The sequence below is a fragment of the Nocardia sp. NPDC004260 genome, from assembly GCF_053603155.1.
Genome location: NZ_JBSGEZ010000008.1, coordinates 121,607 through 138,419, shown reverse-complemented (window position 1 = coordinate 138,419; position 16,813 = coordinate 121,607). Strand labels below are relative to the sequence as shown.

At 67.3% G+C, this 16,813-nt stretch carries 28 protein-coding genes and 2 pseudogenes; 5 read left to right on the top strand and 25 right to left on the bottom strand.

Going from position 1 to position 16,813, the window contains the following annotated elements; translation table 11 throughout:
* Positions 1-279 (top strand): annotated as a pseudogene (locus ACWEO7_RS07705) (hypothetical protein); the annotation flags it as partial.
* On the opposite strand, the gene ACWEO7_RS07700 reads toward ACWEO7_RS07705, so the two are convergent.
* From ACWEO7_RS07700 to ACWEO7_RS07585, 24 genes and pseudogenes are all read right to left on the bottom strand, one after another.
* The gene (locus ACWEO7_RS07700) at positions 180-641 is read right to left on the bottom strand and encodes a hypothetical protein (protein ID WP_452421682.1); all 462 of its coding nucleotides are present in this window, start codon (positions 639-641) and stop codon (positions 180-182) included. The pseudogene ACWEO7_RS07705 and the gene ACWEO7_RS07700 sit on opposite strands and share 100 nt — an antisense overlap.
* Before the next feature lie 30 nt (positions 642-671).
* Complete coding sequence (locus ACWEO7_RS07695) at positions 672-869, bottom strand: hypothetical protein (RefSeq protein ID WP_452421676.1); 198 nt, start codon at positions 867-869, stop codon at positions 672-674.
* Positions 870-886: 17 nt separating this feature from the next.
* A complete protein-coding gene (locus ACWEO7_RS07690; RefSeq protein WP_452421674.1) occupies positions 887-1,435 on the bottom strand; it encodes a DUF4913 domain-containing protein in 549 nt (182 codons plus the stop codon).
* A gap of 32 nt (positions 1,436-1,467) precedes the next feature.
* Positions 1,468-1,752, bottom strand: coding sequence for a hypothetical protein (locus tag ACWEO7_RS07685; RefSeq protein WP_452421672.1), 285 nt, complete (start codon positions 1,750-1,752; stop codon positions 1,468-1,470).
* Between the two features lie 97 nt (positions 1,753-1,849).
* Positions 1,850-2,089: a hypothetical protein gene (locus ACWEO7_RS07680; protein WP_159850629.1), complete on the bottom strand. Its 240-nt coding sequence runs from the start codon at positions 2,087-2,089 to the stop codon at positions 1,850-1,852.
* A gap of 177 nt (positions 2,090-2,266) precedes the next feature.
* Positions 2,267-3,131, bottom strand: a pseudogene (locus tag ACWEO7_RS07675) (DUF5131 family protein).
* Complete coding sequence (locus ACWEO7_RS07670; RefSeq protein WP_452421670.1) at positions 3,128-3,319, bottom strand: hypothetical protein; 192 nt, start codon at positions 3,317-3,319, stop codon at positions 3,128-3,130. Before ACWEO7_RS07670 ends, ACWEO7_RS07675 begins: the two are co-directional and overlap by 4 nt.
* Positions 3,316-3,759 (bottom strand): hypothetical protein, encoded by a 444-nt coding sequence (locus ACWEO7_RS07665; protein ID WP_452421668.1) that lies wholly within the window; start codon positions 3,757-3,759, stop codon positions 3,316-3,318. Before ACWEO7_RS07665 ends, ACWEO7_RS07670 begins: the two co-directional genes overlap by 4 nt.
* A 156-nt stretch (positions 3,760-3,915) precedes the next feature.
* Positions 3,916-4,935, bottom strand: a complete 1,020-nt coding sequence (locus tag ACWEO7_RS07660; RefSeq protein WP_452421666.1) for a DNA translocase FtsK — start codon at positions 4,933-4,935, stop codon at positions 3,916-3,918.
* A gap of 154 nt (positions 4,936-5,089) precedes the next feature.
* The gene (locus ACWEO7_RS07655; RefSeq protein WP_452421664.1) at positions 5,090-5,836 is read right to left on the bottom strand and encodes a hypothetical protein; all 747 of its coding nucleotides are present in this window, start codon (positions 5,834-5,836) and stop codon (positions 5,090-5,092) included.
* 100 nt (positions 5,837-5,936) lie between these two features.
* Entirely contained in the window at positions 5,937-6,452 is a 516-nt protein-coding gene (locus ACWEO7_RS07650; RefSeq protein WP_452421662.1) for a DNA N-6-adenine-methyltransferase, read from the bottom strand.
* Entirely contained in the window at positions 6,434-6,826 is a 393-nt protein-coding gene (locus ACWEO7_RS07645) for a hypothetical protein (protein ID WP_452421660.1), read from the bottom strand. Before ACWEO7_RS07645 ends, ACWEO7_RS07650 begins: the two co-directional genes overlap by 19 nt.
* Complete coding sequence (locus ACWEO7_RS07640) at positions 6,823-7,104, bottom strand: hypothetical protein (RefSeq protein ID WP_452421658.1); 282 nt, start codon at positions 7,102-7,104, stop codon at positions 6,823-6,825. Before ACWEO7_RS07640 ends, ACWEO7_RS07645 begins: the two co-directional genes overlap by 4 nt.
* A 46-nt stretch (positions 7,105-7,150) precedes the next feature.
* The gene (locus ACWEO7_RS07635) at positions 7,151-8,008 is read right to left on the bottom strand and encodes a DUF6551 family protein (RefSeq protein ID WP_452421656.1); all 858 of its coding nucleotides are present in this window, start codon (positions 8,006-8,008) and stop codon (positions 7,151-7,153) included.
* Positions 7,995-8,309, bottom strand: a complete 315-nt coding sequence (locus ACWEO7_RS07630; RefSeq protein ID WP_452421654.1) for a hypothetical protein — start codon at positions 8,307-8,309, stop codon at positions 7,995-7,997. Before ACWEO7_RS07630 ends, ACWEO7_RS07635 begins: the two co-directional genes overlap by 14 nt.
* Positions 8,306-8,650 (bottom strand): hypothetical protein, encoded by a 345-nt coding sequence (locus ACWEO7_RS07625; RefSeq protein ID WP_452421652.1) that lies wholly within the window; start codon positions 8,648-8,650, stop codon positions 8,306-8,308. Before ACWEO7_RS07625 ends, ACWEO7_RS07630 begins: the two co-directional genes overlap by 4 nt.
* Entirely contained in the window at positions 8,647-9,213 is a 567-nt protein-coding gene (locus ACWEO7_RS07620; protein WP_452421650.1) for a WhiB family transcriptional regulator, read from the bottom strand. Before ACWEO7_RS07620 ends, ACWEO7_RS07625 begins: the two co-directional genes overlap by 4 nt.
* A gap of 48 nt (positions 9,214-9,261) precedes the next feature.
* Positions 9,262-9,531, bottom strand: coding sequence for a hypothetical protein (locus tag ACWEO7_RS07615; protein WP_452421648.1), 270 nt, complete (start codon positions 9,529-9,531; stop codon positions 9,262-9,264).
* A 76-nt stretch (positions 9,532-9,607) separates the two neighbouring features.
* Positions 9,608-9,871 carry a hypothetical protein gene (locus ACWEO7_RS07610; protein ID WP_452421646.1) on the bottom strand — a complete coding sequence of 88 codons (264 nt, stop codon included), beginning with the start codon at positions 9,869-9,871 and terminating at the stop codon, positions 9,608-9,610.
* Positions 9,868-10,194 (bottom strand): hypothetical protein, encoded by a 327-nt coding sequence (locus ACWEO7_RS07605; RefSeq protein WP_452421645.1) that lies wholly within the window; start codon positions 10,192-10,194, stop codon positions 9,868-9,870. Before ACWEO7_RS07605 ends, ACWEO7_RS07610 begins: the two co-directional genes overlap by 4 nt.
* Positions 10,195-10,199: 5 nt before the next feature.
* On the bottom strand, positions 10,200-10,556 hold the full coding sequence (locus tag ACWEO7_RS07600; RefSeq protein WP_452421643.1) for a hypothetical protein: 357 nt from the start codon (positions 10,554-10,556) through the stop codon (positions 10,200-10,202).
* 115 nt (positions 10,557-10,671) lie between these two features.
* Positions 10,672-12,396, bottom strand: a complete 1,725-nt coding sequence (locus tag ACWEO7_RS07595) for an FtsK/SpoIIIE domain-containing protein (protein WP_452421641.1) — start codon at positions 12,394-12,396, stop codon at positions 10,672-10,674.
* A 1-nt stretch (position 12,397) separates the two neighbouring features.
* The gene (locus tag ACWEO7_RS07590; protein ID WP_452421639.1) at positions 12,398-12,628 is read right to left on the bottom strand and encodes a hypothetical protein; all 231 of its coding nucleotides are present in this window, start codon (positions 12,626-12,628) and stop codon (positions 12,398-12,400) included.
* Positions 12,629-12,769: 141 nt separating this feature from the next.
* On the bottom strand, positions 12,770-13,288 hold the full coding sequence (locus ACWEO7_RS07585; RefSeq protein WP_452421638.1) for a hypothetical protein: 519 nt from the start codon (positions 13,286-13,288) through the stop codon (positions 12,770-12,772).
* A 447-nt stretch (positions 13,289-13,735) separates the two neighbouring features.
* On the opposite strand from ACWEO7_RS07585, the gene ACWEO7_RS07580 reads away from it, so the two are divergent.
* The 3 genes from ACWEO7_RS07580 to ACWEO7_RS07570 all read left to right on the top strand — a co-directional run bounded on the left by ACWEO7_RS07580 (position 13,736) and on the right by ACWEO7_RS07570 (position 15,546).
* Positions 13,736-14,590 (top strand): GntR family transcriptional regulator, encoded by an 855-nt coding sequence (locus ACWEO7_RS07580; RefSeq protein WP_452421636.1) that lies wholly within the window; start codon positions 13,736-13,738, stop codon positions 14,588-14,590.
* A 44-nt stretch (positions 14,591-14,634) separates the two neighbouring features.
* Positions 14,635-15,264 (top strand): phosphotransferase, encoded by a 630-nt coding sequence (locus ACWEO7_RS07575; protein ID WP_452421634.1) that lies wholly within the window; start codon positions 14,635-14,637, stop codon positions 15,262-15,264.
* A 63-nt stretch (positions 15,265-15,327) separates the two neighbouring features.
* Positions 15,328-15,546: a hypothetical protein gene (locus ACWEO7_RS07570; RefSeq protein ID WP_452421632.1), complete on the top strand. Its 219-nt coding sequence runs from the start codon at positions 15,328-15,330 to the stop codon at positions 15,544-15,546.
* A 146-nt stretch (positions 15,547-15,692) separates the two neighbouring features.
* Here ACWEO7_RS07570 and ACWEO7_RS07565 read toward each other — a convergent pair whose 3' ends face one another.
* Positions 15,693-16,196, bottom strand: coding sequence for an SPW repeat protein (locus ACWEO7_RS07565; RefSeq protein WP_452421630.1), 504 nt, complete (start codon positions 16,194-16,196; stop codon positions 15,693-15,695).
* Positions 16,197-16,322: 126 nt separating this feature from the next.
* On the opposite strand from ACWEO7_RS07565, the gene ACWEO7_RS07560 reads away from it, so the two are divergent.
* A complete protein-coding gene (locus tag ACWEO7_RS07560) occupies positions 16,323-16,766 on the top strand; it encodes a MarR family winged helix-turn-helix transcriptional regulator (protein WP_452421628.1) in 444 nt (147 codons plus the stop codon).
* Positions 16,767-16,813: the final 47 nt, after the last annotated feature.

Below are 16,813 nucleotides of genomic sequence, written 5' to 3'. Positions count from 1 at the left end.
GTCCTGCTGGACGAGCTACTGGCTATCGTCACCGATCCGCGGATCGGTGACGAGGAGATCGGCGGCTTGATCCGGGGCGATGCGATCGGGTGGGATCGGTTGCGGGCGGCGCTCGCGCAGGCCAAACCCCGCCTTCCGCGCGATCACGGGCATCTGGCCGCGCTGGATTCGTCGTACAACTATCTGCGGCAGTTCACTCCTGCGGTGCTCTCGGCGGTGCGGTTCGCCGGCGGCACCGCGGCCACGGAGCTACTGCTCGCGGTGGACATGCTGCGCGAGCCTTCCAGCTGGTGGCAGGCGGTGCGCCAGATCTGCGCCGCCGAGTCGTAGCCCTGCTGCGCCTTCAGCCGCGAGAACAGATCGGGGAACGTGTGCTCTCTCGGCTGATCATCGTCTTCTGCCGCGATCAGCTCGGCCAGCGCGTAGGGGTCGGTCGGCACCGGAGGCAGCGCGGACACACCGTCAGGGGTCGGTGACCAGGTGACGGTGGTTCCCTGCACGTGCGCGGTGTTGACGAAGTCGCTGGTGAGCGACCAGGTTGCATGCTCGGCCTGGTGCGCGAACGCGAATCCGAGGTGCACGTCCGGCAGTCCGGGACGGTGCACGGTGGTGACGTACGGATAGTCGGTGGTGGTGGTCATTTTGAATCCTTCAGTGGTGACCGGGTCCGCCTATCGCTCGCGGGGGCTGATTTCCGGTATGCGGGGCTCAGGTGACCGGCCTTGGCGCACTCGCAGAGCTCGGTACCATTCGTCGCGCGTCAGCTGCTTGGCCTTCGCCTCCTTGGCGAGTTCGGCGATGCGCTGCATGCGAGCATCGATGCGGGCCATCCGCTTCTCGTGCCCTCGCATGAATTTCTCGTGATCCATCACTGGTTTCCTTCTCTTCAGGCCACGGTGAGCGTGGCGGTGGCGGTCGGGGGACCGGCGAAAAGCCCGTCTGGGGCTTTGTCGATGCGGCTGGGCAGGGGCTTGAGCATGTCTTTGTGCCCGTGGCGGACGCTGCAAAATTTGAATGGGCCCCTCGGGTCGAACATCTCCCGCATGTGCGGGTCGATGTGGTGGAGTGCGAAATCGCTCATCTCCAGCGGGCCGCCGGTGGCGCGGACATGCTCGTAGCCCTGCCACAACAGGCCGAATTTCCAGAGGGCCTCGGCGTGCTGCCACCACTCCGGGCACCACACGACCTCGTTGATGTCGGTGACTTGCCGTGCGTGGCGCTTGGCAAGAAAGTCGTCGACGAACCGCCCCAGCGACGGGAACGTCGGTGTGAATCGGATGCCACGCAGGATCTCGGCCAGATCCTGCACGGCCAGCGCCGGTTCCGTCTCCCAGACGGAAGCTTCGGGAGCGTGGTAGCGATCGATGCGGGCCTGGGCGGCGCGTACCACCGCCTCGAGGTGGTTGGCGACAAGATCCTGGCTGGTGATGGGCATGGTGGTCTCTCCTTCTTCAGCTGCGTTGTGGGTCACCGCTCGCGGCTGTGGGAGCGCTGCTGCGCGCGAGCGCGTTCTTGCTGCCGCCGCACGTGCAGGCGGCGGCAGCGCTCGGCTTCGAGCTGCTCAGCGTGGGTGAGTGCGCGTACGCTGACGGCGGAGATTTCACCGGCGCGCTCCGCGACCTTCGCGGCGGCCAGTCGCGTATCCAGCTCCTGGCGGCTGTAGACGCTGATCGCGGTTCCCAACTTCCAGGCCGGGTTGTTCTCGTACCCCCGCTCGGTGGGGGTGATGCTCAGAACGTATTTCGCGGTCATGGTTCGCCTTTTCGGATTGGTGGCCGGTGCCGCCCTCTGCCCCATCGCAGCGGGGCGGCACCGGGGTCTGGGGGTTAGGTGCGTGAGGCGGTGCCGCTCATCGGCTTCTCACGATGTCGGCGCGGGTGCGCTGCTCACGCGCCGCGACCCGAGACCGACGGGTCCGGGCACTGGCGGCCGGGTCGTCGCCGGTCGGGGCCGGCGGCAGATCCGCCACTTCGAGCAGCTGGGCGATCAGCTCGCGGTTGCGTTTGATCATGGCCGGGGCTTGGGCGACCAGCTTCCGGTTGCGCTCGAGGATTTCCGGAGTCAACTCGATGTTGGTGGGATCCTGCATGGGGTGGCGCCCTTTCCGTTTGGGAGTGATGGGGCGGATCGGGCATGTTCACGATGTCCGTTCCGCCACAACCCACTTTAACAGTTTAAACTGTTATCAGTCTAGAAATTGGGTGTGTGTTTTTCGGCGAAGCCGGGTCCGCAGCGGGTTCACGCCGCTGCGGACCCTGAGACCCCGTCAGCGACTGGGCATCTCGTCCCAGGTCCGCCCGTCCAGCAACCGGCCGCCGGCCTTCGGGCGGATGCCCCGACCTGCTTGAAGAACAGGCTGATGCGACGCTGCACACAGCGGTCCCGCAGGTCACGCACCCGTCGAGATCCAGCGGCCGGAACCTGTGTCCGGATTCGCCGCCGACGATCACCCAGTCGATGTCGGCGAGGTCCAGGCTGGGCAGTGGCCCCAGCAGCGGCTCGCACGACAGGAACCGGATCGCGGCCGGGGTCCGCCGCAGTTCGTCTGCGCGCCAGCAGTAGTCGTCCGATTCGATCGATGTCCCGATCCACACGTTCGGCAGCGGAGCTGGGATTTCACCACGCAGCCGCTGACGAGGATCGGCCCACCGCATCGCCGCATCCACGTCCTCGACCGGCAATCGGCCGTCGAACTGATCCAGGACCTTGTGGATGGCGTCGGTGATCTCGGCATAGAACGCGGGGTCGGTCAACAATGTGGCCAGGCGCTTGGAGCGCTTGGTCAGGATCTGATACTGATGCCGAGGCGTCAGCGCCATCACAGCCCAGATCAACGCCTGCGCCCAACGCGGAACACGGGCATGAGCGATGTCGGACATGCTGTTGACGAAGACCAGGCGCGCCGACCGCCACCGCAACGGCTCGGTCATCGCGTCCTCGTGAACTGCGATACCGAATCCTGGGCCACTGGTTCGCGGATCGCCGTCTTTCTGGTACTTGGCCGCGCCCATCGCTTTGAGCCGCCTGGCCATCTTCAGCGCATAGCAGTTGTCGCATCCCGCGCTGATCCGATCGCAGCCGGTGACCGGATTCCAGGTGACCTCGGTCCACTCGATGCTTGTGGAAGTCATTCCGACCCCCGCGCTTGTGTGGCAGCTGCTGTGGTGCACGTGCCCGTACTGGGGGTGTGGATGGCCCAGTCGACGGGCTTGCCGTGCTCGGTGGCGTAGGCGATTTCGGCGCGGGTGGATTCGCCGTGGTACCGGGTGTGGTCGCTGCCGCACAGCGTGACCACGGGCGGACGGTTGCTACTGGTCACGACGCTGCCTCCTCTCCGTTCAGGGCGCGAACCAGTCCGGCGAGCATCTGCCGCGCTTCTCCCACGTCACCGTCGTGAAGAAACGCATCAGCTTCGAGCAGCTGGCAGACGATTGCCCCGGCAGTGCTTCGCTCGATCGGAGCAGCGCCGATCAGCCGCCGCGCCTCCCCGATCCGTTCGTTCACCACACGCATCGCCTGTTCCCGCTCCGCCTTCCGGTCGGCGATCTCGGTCTTGGCGGCGACGTAGGCCTTCGACGGCCTTCCACCGGTGGGTCGGTCGGGATGCGACTGCAGCCGGGCGTTGTCCTGCGCGTTCTGCGAAGTGATCGACTGGCGAATGCTGAGGAGTGTGTGCAGCCAACGGACGCGGTTCTCCTTCCTGCGAAGCACCGCGTATTGCGTTCCGATGCCGCGGCTGTCGCGCAGGTCGGCGTTCACCAGGCGGTCGAAATTCCGGTCGCAATGCCACACTGCGGGCAGCAGATGCAGGACTTCAGCCATGGGACACCTCTGGAAGATCGGCGGCGTACCGGCGGACGACGATCGAGGCGGATCCGACCGAGTTCAGCAAGCCGTGTTCGGCGCGGCGTTTGGTCATCGGTCGCCGCCGTCCTGTTCGCTGGCACGCAGATCGGCCAGCAGCGAATCCAGGTCTTCGGCACGCACATGCACCTCGCGCGCCGCGGTCCCTTCAGGTTTCGGGCCGACGATGCCGGCCTGCTCCATCAGATCCAGCAGGCGTACGGCCTTGGCGAACCCGATCCGCATCCGGCGTTGCAGCATCGACACCGCACCGAACTGCGACCGGACCACGAGATCGACCGCACGCAGGAACATGTCGCGGTCGTCGCCGACCTCGTCGGCGTCGAGGTCCACGATGTCGACCTGGGCGTGTTGCTCGATGCGCTCGGCCTCGGCCGCGGCGACGATATCAGGCAGGCGGCGGTCCCATCCGGCGGACCATTCCCGGCGGTCGTCGCGGTCGCGGTCGAGGAGCTGGCGCGGCATCATCAGGCCGAGAAAGCTTTCCCCGCAGCGGATCAGCAGGGCGCGGCTGGCCGAGTGCGCCTCGACGTCGAGTGCCTGGCCGTAGGCGTTGGACGCGGCGCTGAAGCGCGCCAGCATCTCACCCCCGACCGACATGTCCGTGAGCTGCGTGGCATCGCTGCCGTGCTGGCGGGCGATGAGTCCGGGGATGGTGCACAGAGTGCCGCCATCGGTGGGCATGCGCGGCACGGTCAGCGCGTGTCCGTCGATCAGGCCGGAGCAGTCGGTGATGGTGACCCGGTCCTTGGTGATGTCCAGGCGCAGCTCGAATTCCGGGGTGTCGCTCTTCTCCTTGCCCGCAGTGAAGATCTGCAGGATGTTCTTGATGTCGGAGGGCGCGATGTCGACGGTGCACGGGTACTGCCCGGGTTCGTCAGCGCTGTCCAAGACCGACGCGATGGCCAGGCCGGCGGTGAACATATCGGTCGCCGTGACCACGATGTTCTGCCGGTCGACGGCGAGTCGAATGCGGTGGATGGGCGGGATCTCGCTGTCGGTGCAAGCGTGCACGCGCACAGCGTTGAGGGCGTGACGGAAGTCGGTGGTGCCGACTTTGACGGTGGTCATAATTCGGTCCGATCGAGGTCGATGATGTCGGTGATGTGTTCAGGCCACGCCTCGGCGCTTCCGCAGTCGCTGCAGGCGATCGAGATTCCGGTGTCGGTGTCGACTTCGTCGAGTTGCGAGCCGCACAGGCACCTCAGCGTGGTGATCCTGCGCATCAAACGGCCGCCTGCTTGAGCAGCGGGAGGTCCGGGAATTCGTGCAGGGTCAGCGGAACACCTTCGGCGAGCTCGGTGCGCCACTGGAACAGCCACTCGTCCATCGAGCTGCCGTCCTCCCATGCGCCGACGAGGTTGCGAGCGGCGCGGTCGGCCGCGGCCGGGTCGACACGGTGCAGGACCGACAGAAGGTAGACCAGGCCGTACCCGGTGACGTGACGGCCGAGGAGCGCTGCCCGCAGATGGTCATCGACGGTGCGGGCCAGATCGGGGTGGTCGGCGCGCAGGGACTTCGTCACTGTGGTGATGAAGTCGTAGCGGTCGGTGAACTTGAGCTCCTGGTCGATCTCGGTAGCCAGAAGTGAGAGCGCGGGCTGGGATTCGTCGCCCACCCATTCCGGCCACGGCCAGCTGGTGTCGTCTTCGGCCATCAGCCGGTCGCTGACCGCGCGAACTTGCTGTGCCTGCTCGGCGGTGAGGTCGGAGGCGTGGGTGAGTGTGGCCCAGTCGATGGACAGTTTCTCCAGCTCGGTGGCGTAGCGGCGCAGGTCCAGCCATCCGGAGCGAGTGACCAGCAGCCCGGTGGGGATGTGGGTGAGCGAGCGGCCGTGGTCGGCGAAGGTGAGAGTGCCGTCCTGGCGGGCGGTGAGCGTGGGCGCGATCGTGAAATGCGCGGTCACCTGCTCGGCGGTGATGGTGATCGGGGAGCCGTCGCTCCACCGGATCTCGAGACTGATCAGAGCCATTTCTTCCTCCTGGTTGTGTTTTCTTCCGGGGGTTGAGGGATTTATGTGGCGGTGGTCGCGCGCGCCGGTGTGGCGAATCGTTCGATGTCCGTCTGCAGGCTCATGGCGCCTCCCTGAGCCGGACGAACCTGCCCGCCAACCCGCAGGTCGCCAACCGGGCGGCATCGAGGGCTCCGTAGGCGACCAGGCAAGACGGCGCGCCAGCGTTTCCGGCTGCTCGGGAGCCGTCGGGCAGGTAGAAGTGCAGGCGTCCGTGCAGGAACAACACAGCGGTCGCGCGTTCCCACACGGCGTTGATGAACCAGCGGGTCTCGGTGCGCGCGAACACGATCGCGGTTCCCTGGCCGTGCTCGGCGAGCTTGGACAGCCAGCGGTCGACGGCGGCGTAGGGCGGGTTCAACCAGACCCGACCGGTCCAGTCGGCGGCGAGGCCGTCCTCCGGTGGGGCGATGTGCTGGCGCGCGGTGTCCCATGGCCGGTCGATGGCTGCGCATGGGTCGAGGTCGAAAGGGCCGAGCGCTGTGAGGATCCCAGGCGGGGTGAGCCACACATTCGACCCGGCGCGGGTCGAATGGTGGCCACCGATGCTGGTCAGGGTCATGATTCCGCCGGCCACTGCGCGAGGATGCGCTGGACGTTGGCGTCGACACGGGCGCCGAGGATGATCTGGTCGGCCTCGGTGATGACCACCCGCGGCCGGTCGCGGTGCCCGCAGGGGTTGGTCCAGGTCTGGACGCGGCCGCGACGGCGCGGGACGCCGCGGGGTTCGCCGCAGCGGGGGCAGCCGGTGGAGATATCGACGGTGCGCAGCGGACCCCACGCGCCGAACAACCACCAGGGGCCGCCGACGCGGTCGCGGAGGGTGACACAACGCAGGGATCCGGGCTCGAGGGCCTCGGTCTGGGCGTGGCGGGCCATGGTGTCGGGTTCGCGGCGCGCGGCGGCGGCCTCACGCCGCACCCAGCGGCGGAACCGGTACATCGCGATCATCGGTTGTTGTCCTTCCTGTACTGCTCGGCAAGGCCGTTGATGCGGCGCAGCTCGAGCAAGGCGGTGTGCATCTGCGTGTGGAGGGTGTGCGCGTGATGGATTTCGTCGGTCCCCCAACTCGGCGTCGGGGTCATCTCGCCGCAGCTGCACGACCCGCTGAACAGCTGACGGCCGGTAGCGTCGGTCTCTCGCGGCGCCAGCTGCAGCCGGTGTTGCTGCTGGGTGGGCGCGGCCGCCGTCGCCATACGCGAATGACGTTGGCGGTGCAGTGATTTCACGGATTCCTCCTTGGGTGCGGATTCCCTGGACGACATGGAGTGGAGGTCAGCGGCGCAGTTCGTCGCGGTTGAGCTTCGGGCCGCGCGAGGAGTTGTAGGCGCCGATCATCACCAGAGCGACGAGCGCACCGTTCTGGCCTTTCTCGGTCTCCTTCAGCGCCAGCGCGCGGGCCTTGACCTGCCGCGGCGCGAGGTCGACGAGGACCTCGCCGAAGCGGTCGTGGTCGAGCTGCTGCTCGTAGCTGCGCAGGATGAGGGCCACGCCGGCGACCAGCGGGGCGTCGACGGCGTCGAGGCGGCGGCCCCAGACCTCGACGATCAGCCGCAAGGTGTTGCCCAGCAGCAACTTCCCGCCGGTGCGGTATATCCGCTCGAGGGTGCTGGTGCAGCGGACGACGCCGTCCTTGGCGGCCTCGGCGACGGTCAGCCCGACCTCGCCGACGATTTCCTCGATGGCGGCGACGGTCGGGTCCGCGGCCGCGCGGCGCGAGCGCCACCGGTCCCACGTGGTCAATCGCCGCGTCTTGGCGTCGATTTCGTGGAACAGCCGAGCCTCGTCTGCCACGGTCAGACCGGTGTGGACGTTGGCGACCAGGGCCATATCCGGGTCGATCAGACGCGCGGCTGCGGCGCGGTGCTGGCCGTTGATCACCGCGTAGCGGGCCAGGGATCCAGCGCCGCGATCAGCGACGTCGAGAACGCCGACGAGGCGGCGATCCCATGTCCTGGCCATCGCGCGGGCCCGGGGCTTGTCGAGCTCGCGCTGATAGCTGGCGTCGACGAACATCTCGGCCACCGAGATCGCCGAGATGTAGACCTCCACCACCGGCGCGTCGACGGATGAGGAATGAAGGGAGTCGAATCGGTCCAGGACCGCGGTGGCGGTGGTGTCAGAGGTGGTCATGATCGGTCTCGGTCTCTTCGTCGATGGGAAGATTCGTGGTCAGTGCGTCGGCGATCCAGTCGCTGTTGTGGGCGATCGCCTCGCGGACGGCGTCATTGACGGCCTCGACCGTCGCCGGTTTGCGGATGTGCACGCGCATCCCATCGGGATGGGAGTCGGTGAGGATGTAGCGGTCACCGTGGTCGATGACAGCGATACTGATCTCGCCGAGTTTCGGGGTCGATCGGTGGCCGCCGCGGCCGAGTTCGGCACGGCCGCGGGCGAGTAGCTGCTCGATGCGGGGGGAGTAGGTGCCGGTCACGGCAGGACCTCCGTGCTGCTGGTGTCGAAGGCCGCGACGGCGGTGTCGAGCTGACCGGCGATGCGGCGCTGGAACTCGAGCAGGTCGAACGCGAGATCCTCGTCGTCACCGGCGTTTTCGATGTCGTCGAGCGCGCAGGCGAGGTTGGCGGCGGCGCTGTGGGCGCGGTGCGCGGCCTCCAGCGCCCCGTTGATCGAGCCCGCCTCGACCGCGGCGGCCAGACGCAGGGCGGCGCTGAACAGCGCGCCGGCGTCGGCGGCCGCGACCTCAGGCAGCGTGGCGGACTCGGGGCAGGCCACGATCGGGTCTTGCCGCGCGGCGCCGTCGATGCTGATGTTCATGCCACGGCGTCCGCGTCGTCGAGGGTGATGGCGAGAATGCGGCGGGCGATCGTCTTGTGCACGTTCTGCCAGCCGTCCTCTTTTTTGGCGAGCTTGCAGATCGTGGAGACTCCGACACCGGCGCTGGCGGCAAGGCTGCGCGCGCTGCGTCCGGCGTCCAGCAGGGTGTTGATGTGGCGGTGAAGATCTTCGACCGGGGTGAAGCCCCTGCAGTCCTCGCAGGTGGTGAACTTGGTGCGGGTGGCGAACACCGTGTCGCACTCGGTGCAGCGGACCTTGGGCGCTCGGCGGGGCCCGAATCCCAGCTCTTCCTCCAGCTCGGCGCGCTCGTCGGCGTTGGAGGTGCGGTATCCGCCGGCGACGGCGTACTGCTCGTTGGTGCGGACCGCGATCATGCCGCAGATCTCGCGGACCGGGCAGCCCCGGCAGATCCTTTTGGCTTCGGTGGCGGGGTCGTCCGAGGAGATCGGGAACCACAGGTCGGGGTCGGGATGGCCGGCGCAGGCCGCCTTATCGCGCCAGTCGGTGCTGGGGGCGGCGGCATCGAGATCGGTGATGGTCATGACTGTGTGAGCCTTTCGGGTCGTGAGATGTGGTGATCGCCGCAAGAGTCAGCGCGGGACGCGGCCGGTGCCGACGAGGACGCGCAGCTGCTCGGGCAGGCGCTCGCGCACGGCGTCGATCAGGGCCTGCGGGGTGATGGGCAGGTCGCTGGTGTCGAGCACCTTGAGGTAGAGGGCGCTACCAGCGCAGTCGACGCGGGTCGCCTTCTGGATCAGGGTTTCGAGGTCGTCGAGCTCGGCCAGCAGCGTCAGCAGCTGGTGGGCGCTGGCGGCGATCTTCTCGGCGAGTGCGACCTCGGTGGAGATGATGGTTCGCATCGGGACGTCCTGTCTGTGATGAGATGATCTGAGGGACGTCCCAGCCAGGTTCACGCTGGCTGGGGCGTCCCTTTGTTCAGAAGGTGGAGTAGTTGCGTGCCGGGACGAGCACGCCTTCATCGATGAGCAGGGCCATGGCGGCGGCTTTGATCCGGCAGATCCGGGGGGCGTCGCCGGGGCATTCCAGGTGCTGGCGGGTGATGGCCTTGGCCTGGTCGACGCTCAGCCCGCAGCCGGTGTCCTCGCACGACCAGTTCGTGATCGTCATGTCCTGGCCGCGGATCGGTCCGGTGACGACCAGCCCAGCCCACACGTCGTGGGAACCCAGCCGATCGTTCATCGCGAGAACCCCGCCCACACGCCGCGTTCGATGTACGGGGCGGTAATCGTCAGCTCGGTGACGTTGCCTACCAACGCCTTCAGCTGCGGCCGAGCGGCCGGGCCAGGGCGGTGGCAAGCGCGTGGGGCGCCATAACGCTCGATCTCCGCGGCTGAGGTCAGACGCTCCATGTCGGGGGCGTTGACGTGCATCGACTCCCGATCCAGCGCGTCATCCAGATTCCGCCTCAGCTCGGCGAGCTTCCGGTCGCGATCCGCCAGCGCGGCCCGCAGACGCGCGAGCTCGTCGTCACGGTGACGGCGGAACGGGTGCAGGATCGTCATGGCGTTCACCGCACCGTCTCCGCCGGGTACCACGGCCCGGTGCTGACCTCGTTGCCGCGGATGACGACCTCGCGGACCATCAGCTGCGGCTGGTAGTCCTTGGGGCCGTAGTCGTCGATGGCCTGGGCGGTCATGTCGAACATCTCGTCGGCGGCGCGAGCGCGGTCGTGGAAGACGGTCGGGGTGGTGCGGTTCGGAGAGGCGAGGCGGGTGGAGACCTTGCGCCACCAGCGGCCGTTGGGCAGTTTGATCGCGTACTGGTGGGTGGTCGACGAGATGGCGGTCAGGGTGTCGATCAGGGCCTGCTCGGCGGCGGTCGGCGGCGCGAGCAGGGTGCGGGCGAGATCGAAGGTGAGGGTCATGATTTGCCTTCCTGAACTGGTGTTTTCTCTGGTCGCCCACCCGTTGTGGGGTGGGAGTTCAAGGCGGAACCGATATTTAACAGTCTAGACTGTTAACGGTCCAACTGTGTGGATTTCAGGCGAATTCGTCGGCAGCGTCGGCGTCGTCGGTGTCGTCGCTGCGGTCGTCGTCGCCGAGCTCGTCGAAGTCGATGTCGTCGAGCGGCTCGTCGACGCTCTCGCGCTTGTCGCGCTGCTGGTCCTCGGCCAGGGCGTCACCGATCTTCTTGCTCAATTCCTCGGCCTCGGCGTCGATCTCGGCCAGCAGCAACCCCGTGACGTTGGGAATCTCGCCGTCACCGCGGCGACGACGCGCGGAGTCGATCGACACCACCGGCTTGCCCCCCGCGGCGAGCTTCCCGCCGACCGTGGCGGCCTGGGCGGCGGCTTCCTGCACATGCGGGTGCGGGTACGGCGGGTAGGTCTGCGCGGCCCAGGCCAGGTTCTCGTCGGAGACGAAGTAGGCGCGCACACGCACGATCTGGGAGCTGGAGTCGTCGAAGACGTAGGCGATGCCGGCGCTGCCCTTGTCGGGGATGTTGGTGTTGTCGGCGCCACGCTCGGCGGCGTGGTGATCGCCGTAGACCATGACCATCTGCTCCGGCGAGCTCAGGCGCATGCCGATCCGAATCTGGAACAGATCCCGCAGCATGTCGAGGATCTTCTTGTTCGCCAGCTGCGTGTACCCGGAGATGGAGATGCCCAGGGCGCGACCCAGCCGCGCGATCGACACCAGCAGCCGCAGGAAGGCCGCGCGGGTCTTCGGGTCGTCGAGCAGCTCGGCGATCTCGTCGATGATCAGGTGATACATCGGGGCCTGAGCGGTGATGACGTGCTTGGACAGGCCATTGGCCTCCATGTATCGGCCGCGCTCCTCAATCACCGTCCAGCGCAGCCAATCCAGCATCTGCTCGCTCGAGACCGCGTCGGTCGCAGTGCGGTGCAGCAGGCCCTTCATCCGCGCGGCCTCGACGCCGAACTTCATATCGATCATCAAGTTCACAAGCAGGCCGTCGCGAGCTGCGGGAGCGGTCGCCATCAGGAACGAGGCCACGAACCCGCTCTTGCCGGATCCAGGCAGGCCGACGTCGAGGATGTTGCGCTCGAACAGCGGAACGCGCCATTCATCACCGTCCTCGCGCAGACCGGTGCGCAAGGCGCTCAGGTCGACCGGCTCTTCTGGAACGGGCACCAGCATCGGATCCTTGATCGGGTCGAAGTAGCGCACGTCCAGGCAGATCACACGCCCCCGGGAGCCGACCACGCGAGCGGCGTCGGCGTCGAGGGCGACCGCGATGCGCTTGAGCTTCTCCTCGTAGTGGCGGCGCTCCTGGCCGTCGCTCATGCGCAGCCGCAGCCGCAACCCCACCGGCACGGAGATGATGCCGCGGTCGGGCGGGTAGGAGCTCTGCGACGGCACCAGCTGCGGCCACTCCCCTGGATCGCCGTTCGCCGGATCGGGCAACCGCCCCAAACCGAGTGCGGCCCACTTCTTCACCGCATCCCAGGGGGTAGACAGGACCTGCACCGTCTCCTGGACGTCTTCGGGGAAATCGGTGACCCAGTCCGCCCAGTCCCGGGCAGCAACCCGCTCGGCGCGGGTCACCTGGGTCTTGGCCGACCACCGCGACCACACGGCGCGCGCGCCGAGCGCACCCACCCCGGCCAGCAGCGGCGTGACACCGACCGACCCTGGCACACCCAGGTTTTCGGCGGTCTTGTACACGGTCGCGATCGTCATGAATCCGATCCCGGTCCCCAGCAGGGCGACGGGAGCGATGAACTCCGGTTCGATGTCCATCTCAAGCCACTTCCTCGGTGGTGTCAGCGGCGGTGAGGTACCGCCATTGGATTCGGGTAACGAGGCTGTCGGGGCGGCAGCCTCGGTGGGTGGAGCAGAAGAAGGCGACGAACTCGGCCAGCGTCATCTCCGGGAAGCCCTCGGCCACGAGATCGGCCTGGCTGATCGCGGCCAGCGGTTCGCGGGCTGATCGCGGTGATCTCGACTTGGGCGATGCGCACCAGCGGCTCACCGGCCTTGCGGCCCATCACCTTCCGGCACAGGGTGAGCTGGTCACCGACGCGCGCCATGCGCCAGCCCATCCGCCGTGTCACGGTCTTCTGCCGGGCGATCACTTGGGGTTCGGTCAGGCTGACCGACATGAGCCGCGCCATTACGCGGCCTGCTTCCGGGTCAGCCGCAGCTCGATCTCTTCGATCCGCTCCGGACTCCAGGCGACCCGGGCCTTGCCGGCACCGAGCTCTGCGGCCAGGCGCTGCGCGCGGCGGTCCCAGTCCTGCGGGGTCTGGCCGGTCAGCATCCGCACCCGCAACACGAGCTCACCGCCCTCGCGGCTGCTCGACACCAACTTCGGCACCAACTGCTCACCGAGGCGGCTCCGGGTGAGACCGGCCTGTTCGACCGCGCGTGCCCATCGGCGCCGCCGCATACCGCGACCGGACGAGACGCTCAGCGCCAGCAGCGCGACCGACGTCGTGGAAGCCGCTACCCCGGCCGCGACCGGGGTAGCGGCTTCCACGACCTGATCAGCCCAGCCCGCCGGCCACATCGGACGAGTGCAGATCCCCAACCCGACCGGGACACCGACCAGCACGAATGCGTTCGTGCACCACGACGACGCCTTGGTGGCGCGGCGTGAAGATCTCGGTGCGGAGAAACGTTTCGGAGCCATGTCCTCACCGTCTTCCTGCGCGGCGGCGTGTCGGGAGTTGGCAAGGGTTAACAACCCCCGCAGCGGCGGCGGCGACTTGGCGGCCGCACAACGCGAGCTCACCCACTGCCCAGCGATCTGAATTGATCAGTTGAGAGCGCAGAGCGTTCGGGTCGACGATGTCCGAGCCACTGCCGCCTGTCCGCGCAGGTACTGGTTCGGGCAATGATTCGCCCGGTTTCCAGGAAATCTCGGGCCGAGTCTGAAAGTTCATCGAGCACCCCTCCAAGGGGGAGATCCGGGTCACATAATATTCAGATCGTATCAACTGATCTATTCAGATGTAACTCTTGAACATTCCCTGGATTGTTGGTACAAGCACCTCGATCTGCGCTGTCGCCCGCTGATTCGCGCGGACTGATAGCGTTTGGTTGCTCACAAGCGCAGATCAGAGAGGGCTCAGCCGGGATGACTGAATCGACCAGTAGCGAGGCCCGGCGGTGGCAGATCGCGCGTGAGCTCAGGACCGAGATCGAGTCCGGTCGGCTCCGGCCGGGTGAGAAGCTGCCCTCTTCCCGCGCGCTCGCCGAGCGATGGGGAGTCAGCATCGGGACGGTCAACCTGGCGATGGATCAACTCGGGCACGAGGGGCTCATCCACACCCGCCCCCGGTCGGGGCGTGTGGTCGCCGACCGAGCCGCGGCAACTGGTGACCGGCCGCAGCCGCCGCAGCCGCGGGTCGTGTACGTCGGCGGCTATGCCGGGAGCGGGAAAACGGAGGTCGGCCGGGTTCTGGCGCGAGAGACCAGGTGGGCGATCCTCGACAAGGAAGTACTCACCCGCAGCGTGGTGGACGCGGCACTCGTCCAGCTCGGTAGCACGATCGCCGATCGGGAATCCGCGCTCTACCGCGAGGTCATCGAGCCTGCCGAGTACCAGTGTCTGGCGGCCGCGGTGAGCGAGAACATCGCCTACGGGGTGAGCGTCATCGCCATCGCACCGTTTCTCGAGCAGTTCGCCAACCGCGCCTGGTTCGAACGCCAAGCCGCCTGGCTCGCCGAACAGGGAGCCGACATGTCGGTGATCTGGGTTGCCAGCAGCACCGAGGTGATGCGGACTCACCTCGAGCGACGCGCGGCCGCCAAGGACACCTGGAAGCTGGGCCACTGGGATCAATACCTCGCCGACGTCGACGCCCAGTTCGCTCCGGCCTGGCCCCACACCGTCATCGGCAACAACCTCGACGACGAGCCGATCCAAGCCCAGGTGAAGACCTTCCTGCGCCGCCTCGAGCCCCTCCCCGGAGCGCACCGGCCGCAGTGATCCAGCATTCGGCAGCCTCAGGCCTGTCCCCTAGCCTGGACGTCGTGGCTCGCTCATCGGCATCCGCGTTCCTGCCCGACATGGTCGACAAAGTGCTGATCTCAGCGTGCCGGGCAGCCGGGCTGGATCCCGCCGATGCGGTCATGCTCCGGCTGGGAGAGAACATGCTCTACCAGCTGGCCTCAGCGCCGGTCGTTGTCCGCATCGCACGCAACCTGCAGCATTGGGACGACGCCTCCAAGGAGGTCGCGGTCGCGAACTGGCTTGCTGACCAGCGCTTCCCCGCCGCACAGACCTACGGCATCGGCAATCGAAGCCAGCCCATCGAGATCGACGGGCACCCCGTCACGTTCTGGCGGTTGATCCCGGGGCGAGCAGCCGACCTCGACGAAACCGGCATCCTCGGCAAGCTACTGCACCAACTGCACCAACTCGACCGGCCGGCCGGCCTGACGCTCCCCGCCGTGCAGGCATTCGGGCACGTTCCCGCGCGGCTGGCCACCGCGCCGATCCCGGCCACCGACGCCGATTTCCTGCGGCACCGAGTACGCGAGCTGGAGCAGGAACTGGAGGCGCTGGCCTTCCAACTGCCGGTGACCGCGCTGCACGGCGATGCCCACGTGAAGAACGTCATGATCACCGACGACGGCCAGGCGGTGCTGATCGATCTCTAGGCGTTCGCGTTCGGGCCGGCGGAATGGGATCTGGCCAAGACCGCGGCCGAAGCGTCGATGGGGATGCTCTCCGAACGCGACTATGCCGCGTTCGCGGGTAGCTACGGCTACGACATCACCACCTGGTCCGGGTGGCCGATCCTGCAAGCCATCCAGCAGGTGAAGATGGTCAGCTGGTTGTCGCAGAACGTCGATCACTCCGCACGCGTCCGCAGCGAATACGACAAGCGGATCCGCACACTGCGCACCGGCCGACTGACCGAACCCTGGCGTGGTCTCTGAAGGTCCCCGGTCAGGATGCGAGGCTGATCAGGTGCGCGCGCCGTTGACGTGATTCCGCTCGAGGGCGACGAGACCACCGGCCAGCAGACTCAGTCGAGGAGCGGTCGGCATCCTCGTCGCCCTCGGGCAGAGCGGGCACGAATCCTCTATCGTGTGGTTGTTTCGGGCGGGATTGTGGAGGGCCGGTGGGTTCGAGTCGCGCTTGCCGGAGGTGTCTCGCCGGTGAGTCGTCCGGTGCGGCTTATCCCGAGGAACATCGAGCCCAGCCCGAGCAGCAGCGCGAGGGCGCCGGTGACGACGTTGTTCCAGATCGTCCGTGTGGTGTCGACGTTGCCGCTGACGATCCAGGGGGCGAGGATCGTCCACAGGCCGATCAGTGGCGCGGCCCAGACGATGCCGTGGGTGCGGCCGTACACCGAGGCGAATCCGAGGGCCAGCATCGCCAGCGCGATACCGCAGACGAGGTTGTTGACGGTCAAGGTCGACAATCCGTTGAACCCCACGACCCATGGGGAGATCGCGAGATACAGCCCGGTCAGAAACAGCAGTCCGGTGACCGCCTGCGCGTCCGGCGCTTCCGAAGCGCGTTCGTACTTTTCCCGCAACTCCACGATGTCGGGATGCCGACTCATCATGGTTTCACTACTCATGTTCTCCACCACCTTCGCTGTAGTGGCGAATCGAGGCTCTCGAGCCGGACGGCCTGCGCTCGGTCGCGGAACGCGGCCCGGGTAGTCGCCACTCACTCATATATCATGTGGTGATACTATCACTCTATGATGGAAGGGTCGAAGCCCTCGTCCGCCTCCCTCACCGACCAGGACTACGCGAGACTGTTGGCGTTCCGCAGCGGGCTGCGCCAGCTGCTGCGCTGGAGTGAGCGCCGGGCGGCCGAAGCCGGGCTCACCGACACCCAGCACCAGTTGCTGCTGGCGATTCGCGGGTATTCCGACCCGGTCGGGCCCAGCATCGGAGAACTCGCCGGATATCTGTCCACCCGCCACCACAGCGTGGTGCAACTGATCGACCGCACCGAGCAACTCGGCCTCGTCGCCCGCAGGCGAGGGGAGGGTACCGACCGCCGGGTGGTGCGCCTCACGCTGACCGACGCGGGCAAGGAAGCCCTCGCTTCGCTCAGCGCCGCGCATTTGGAAGAACTTCACCGACTTGCTCCCTTGGGCGCCCTCAAATACCACACCACCATGCCCCAAGCTGGATGAGAGCCACGCCCTTTGGGTGGTGGCAGGCCGGTGATGTCTTGCCCGCG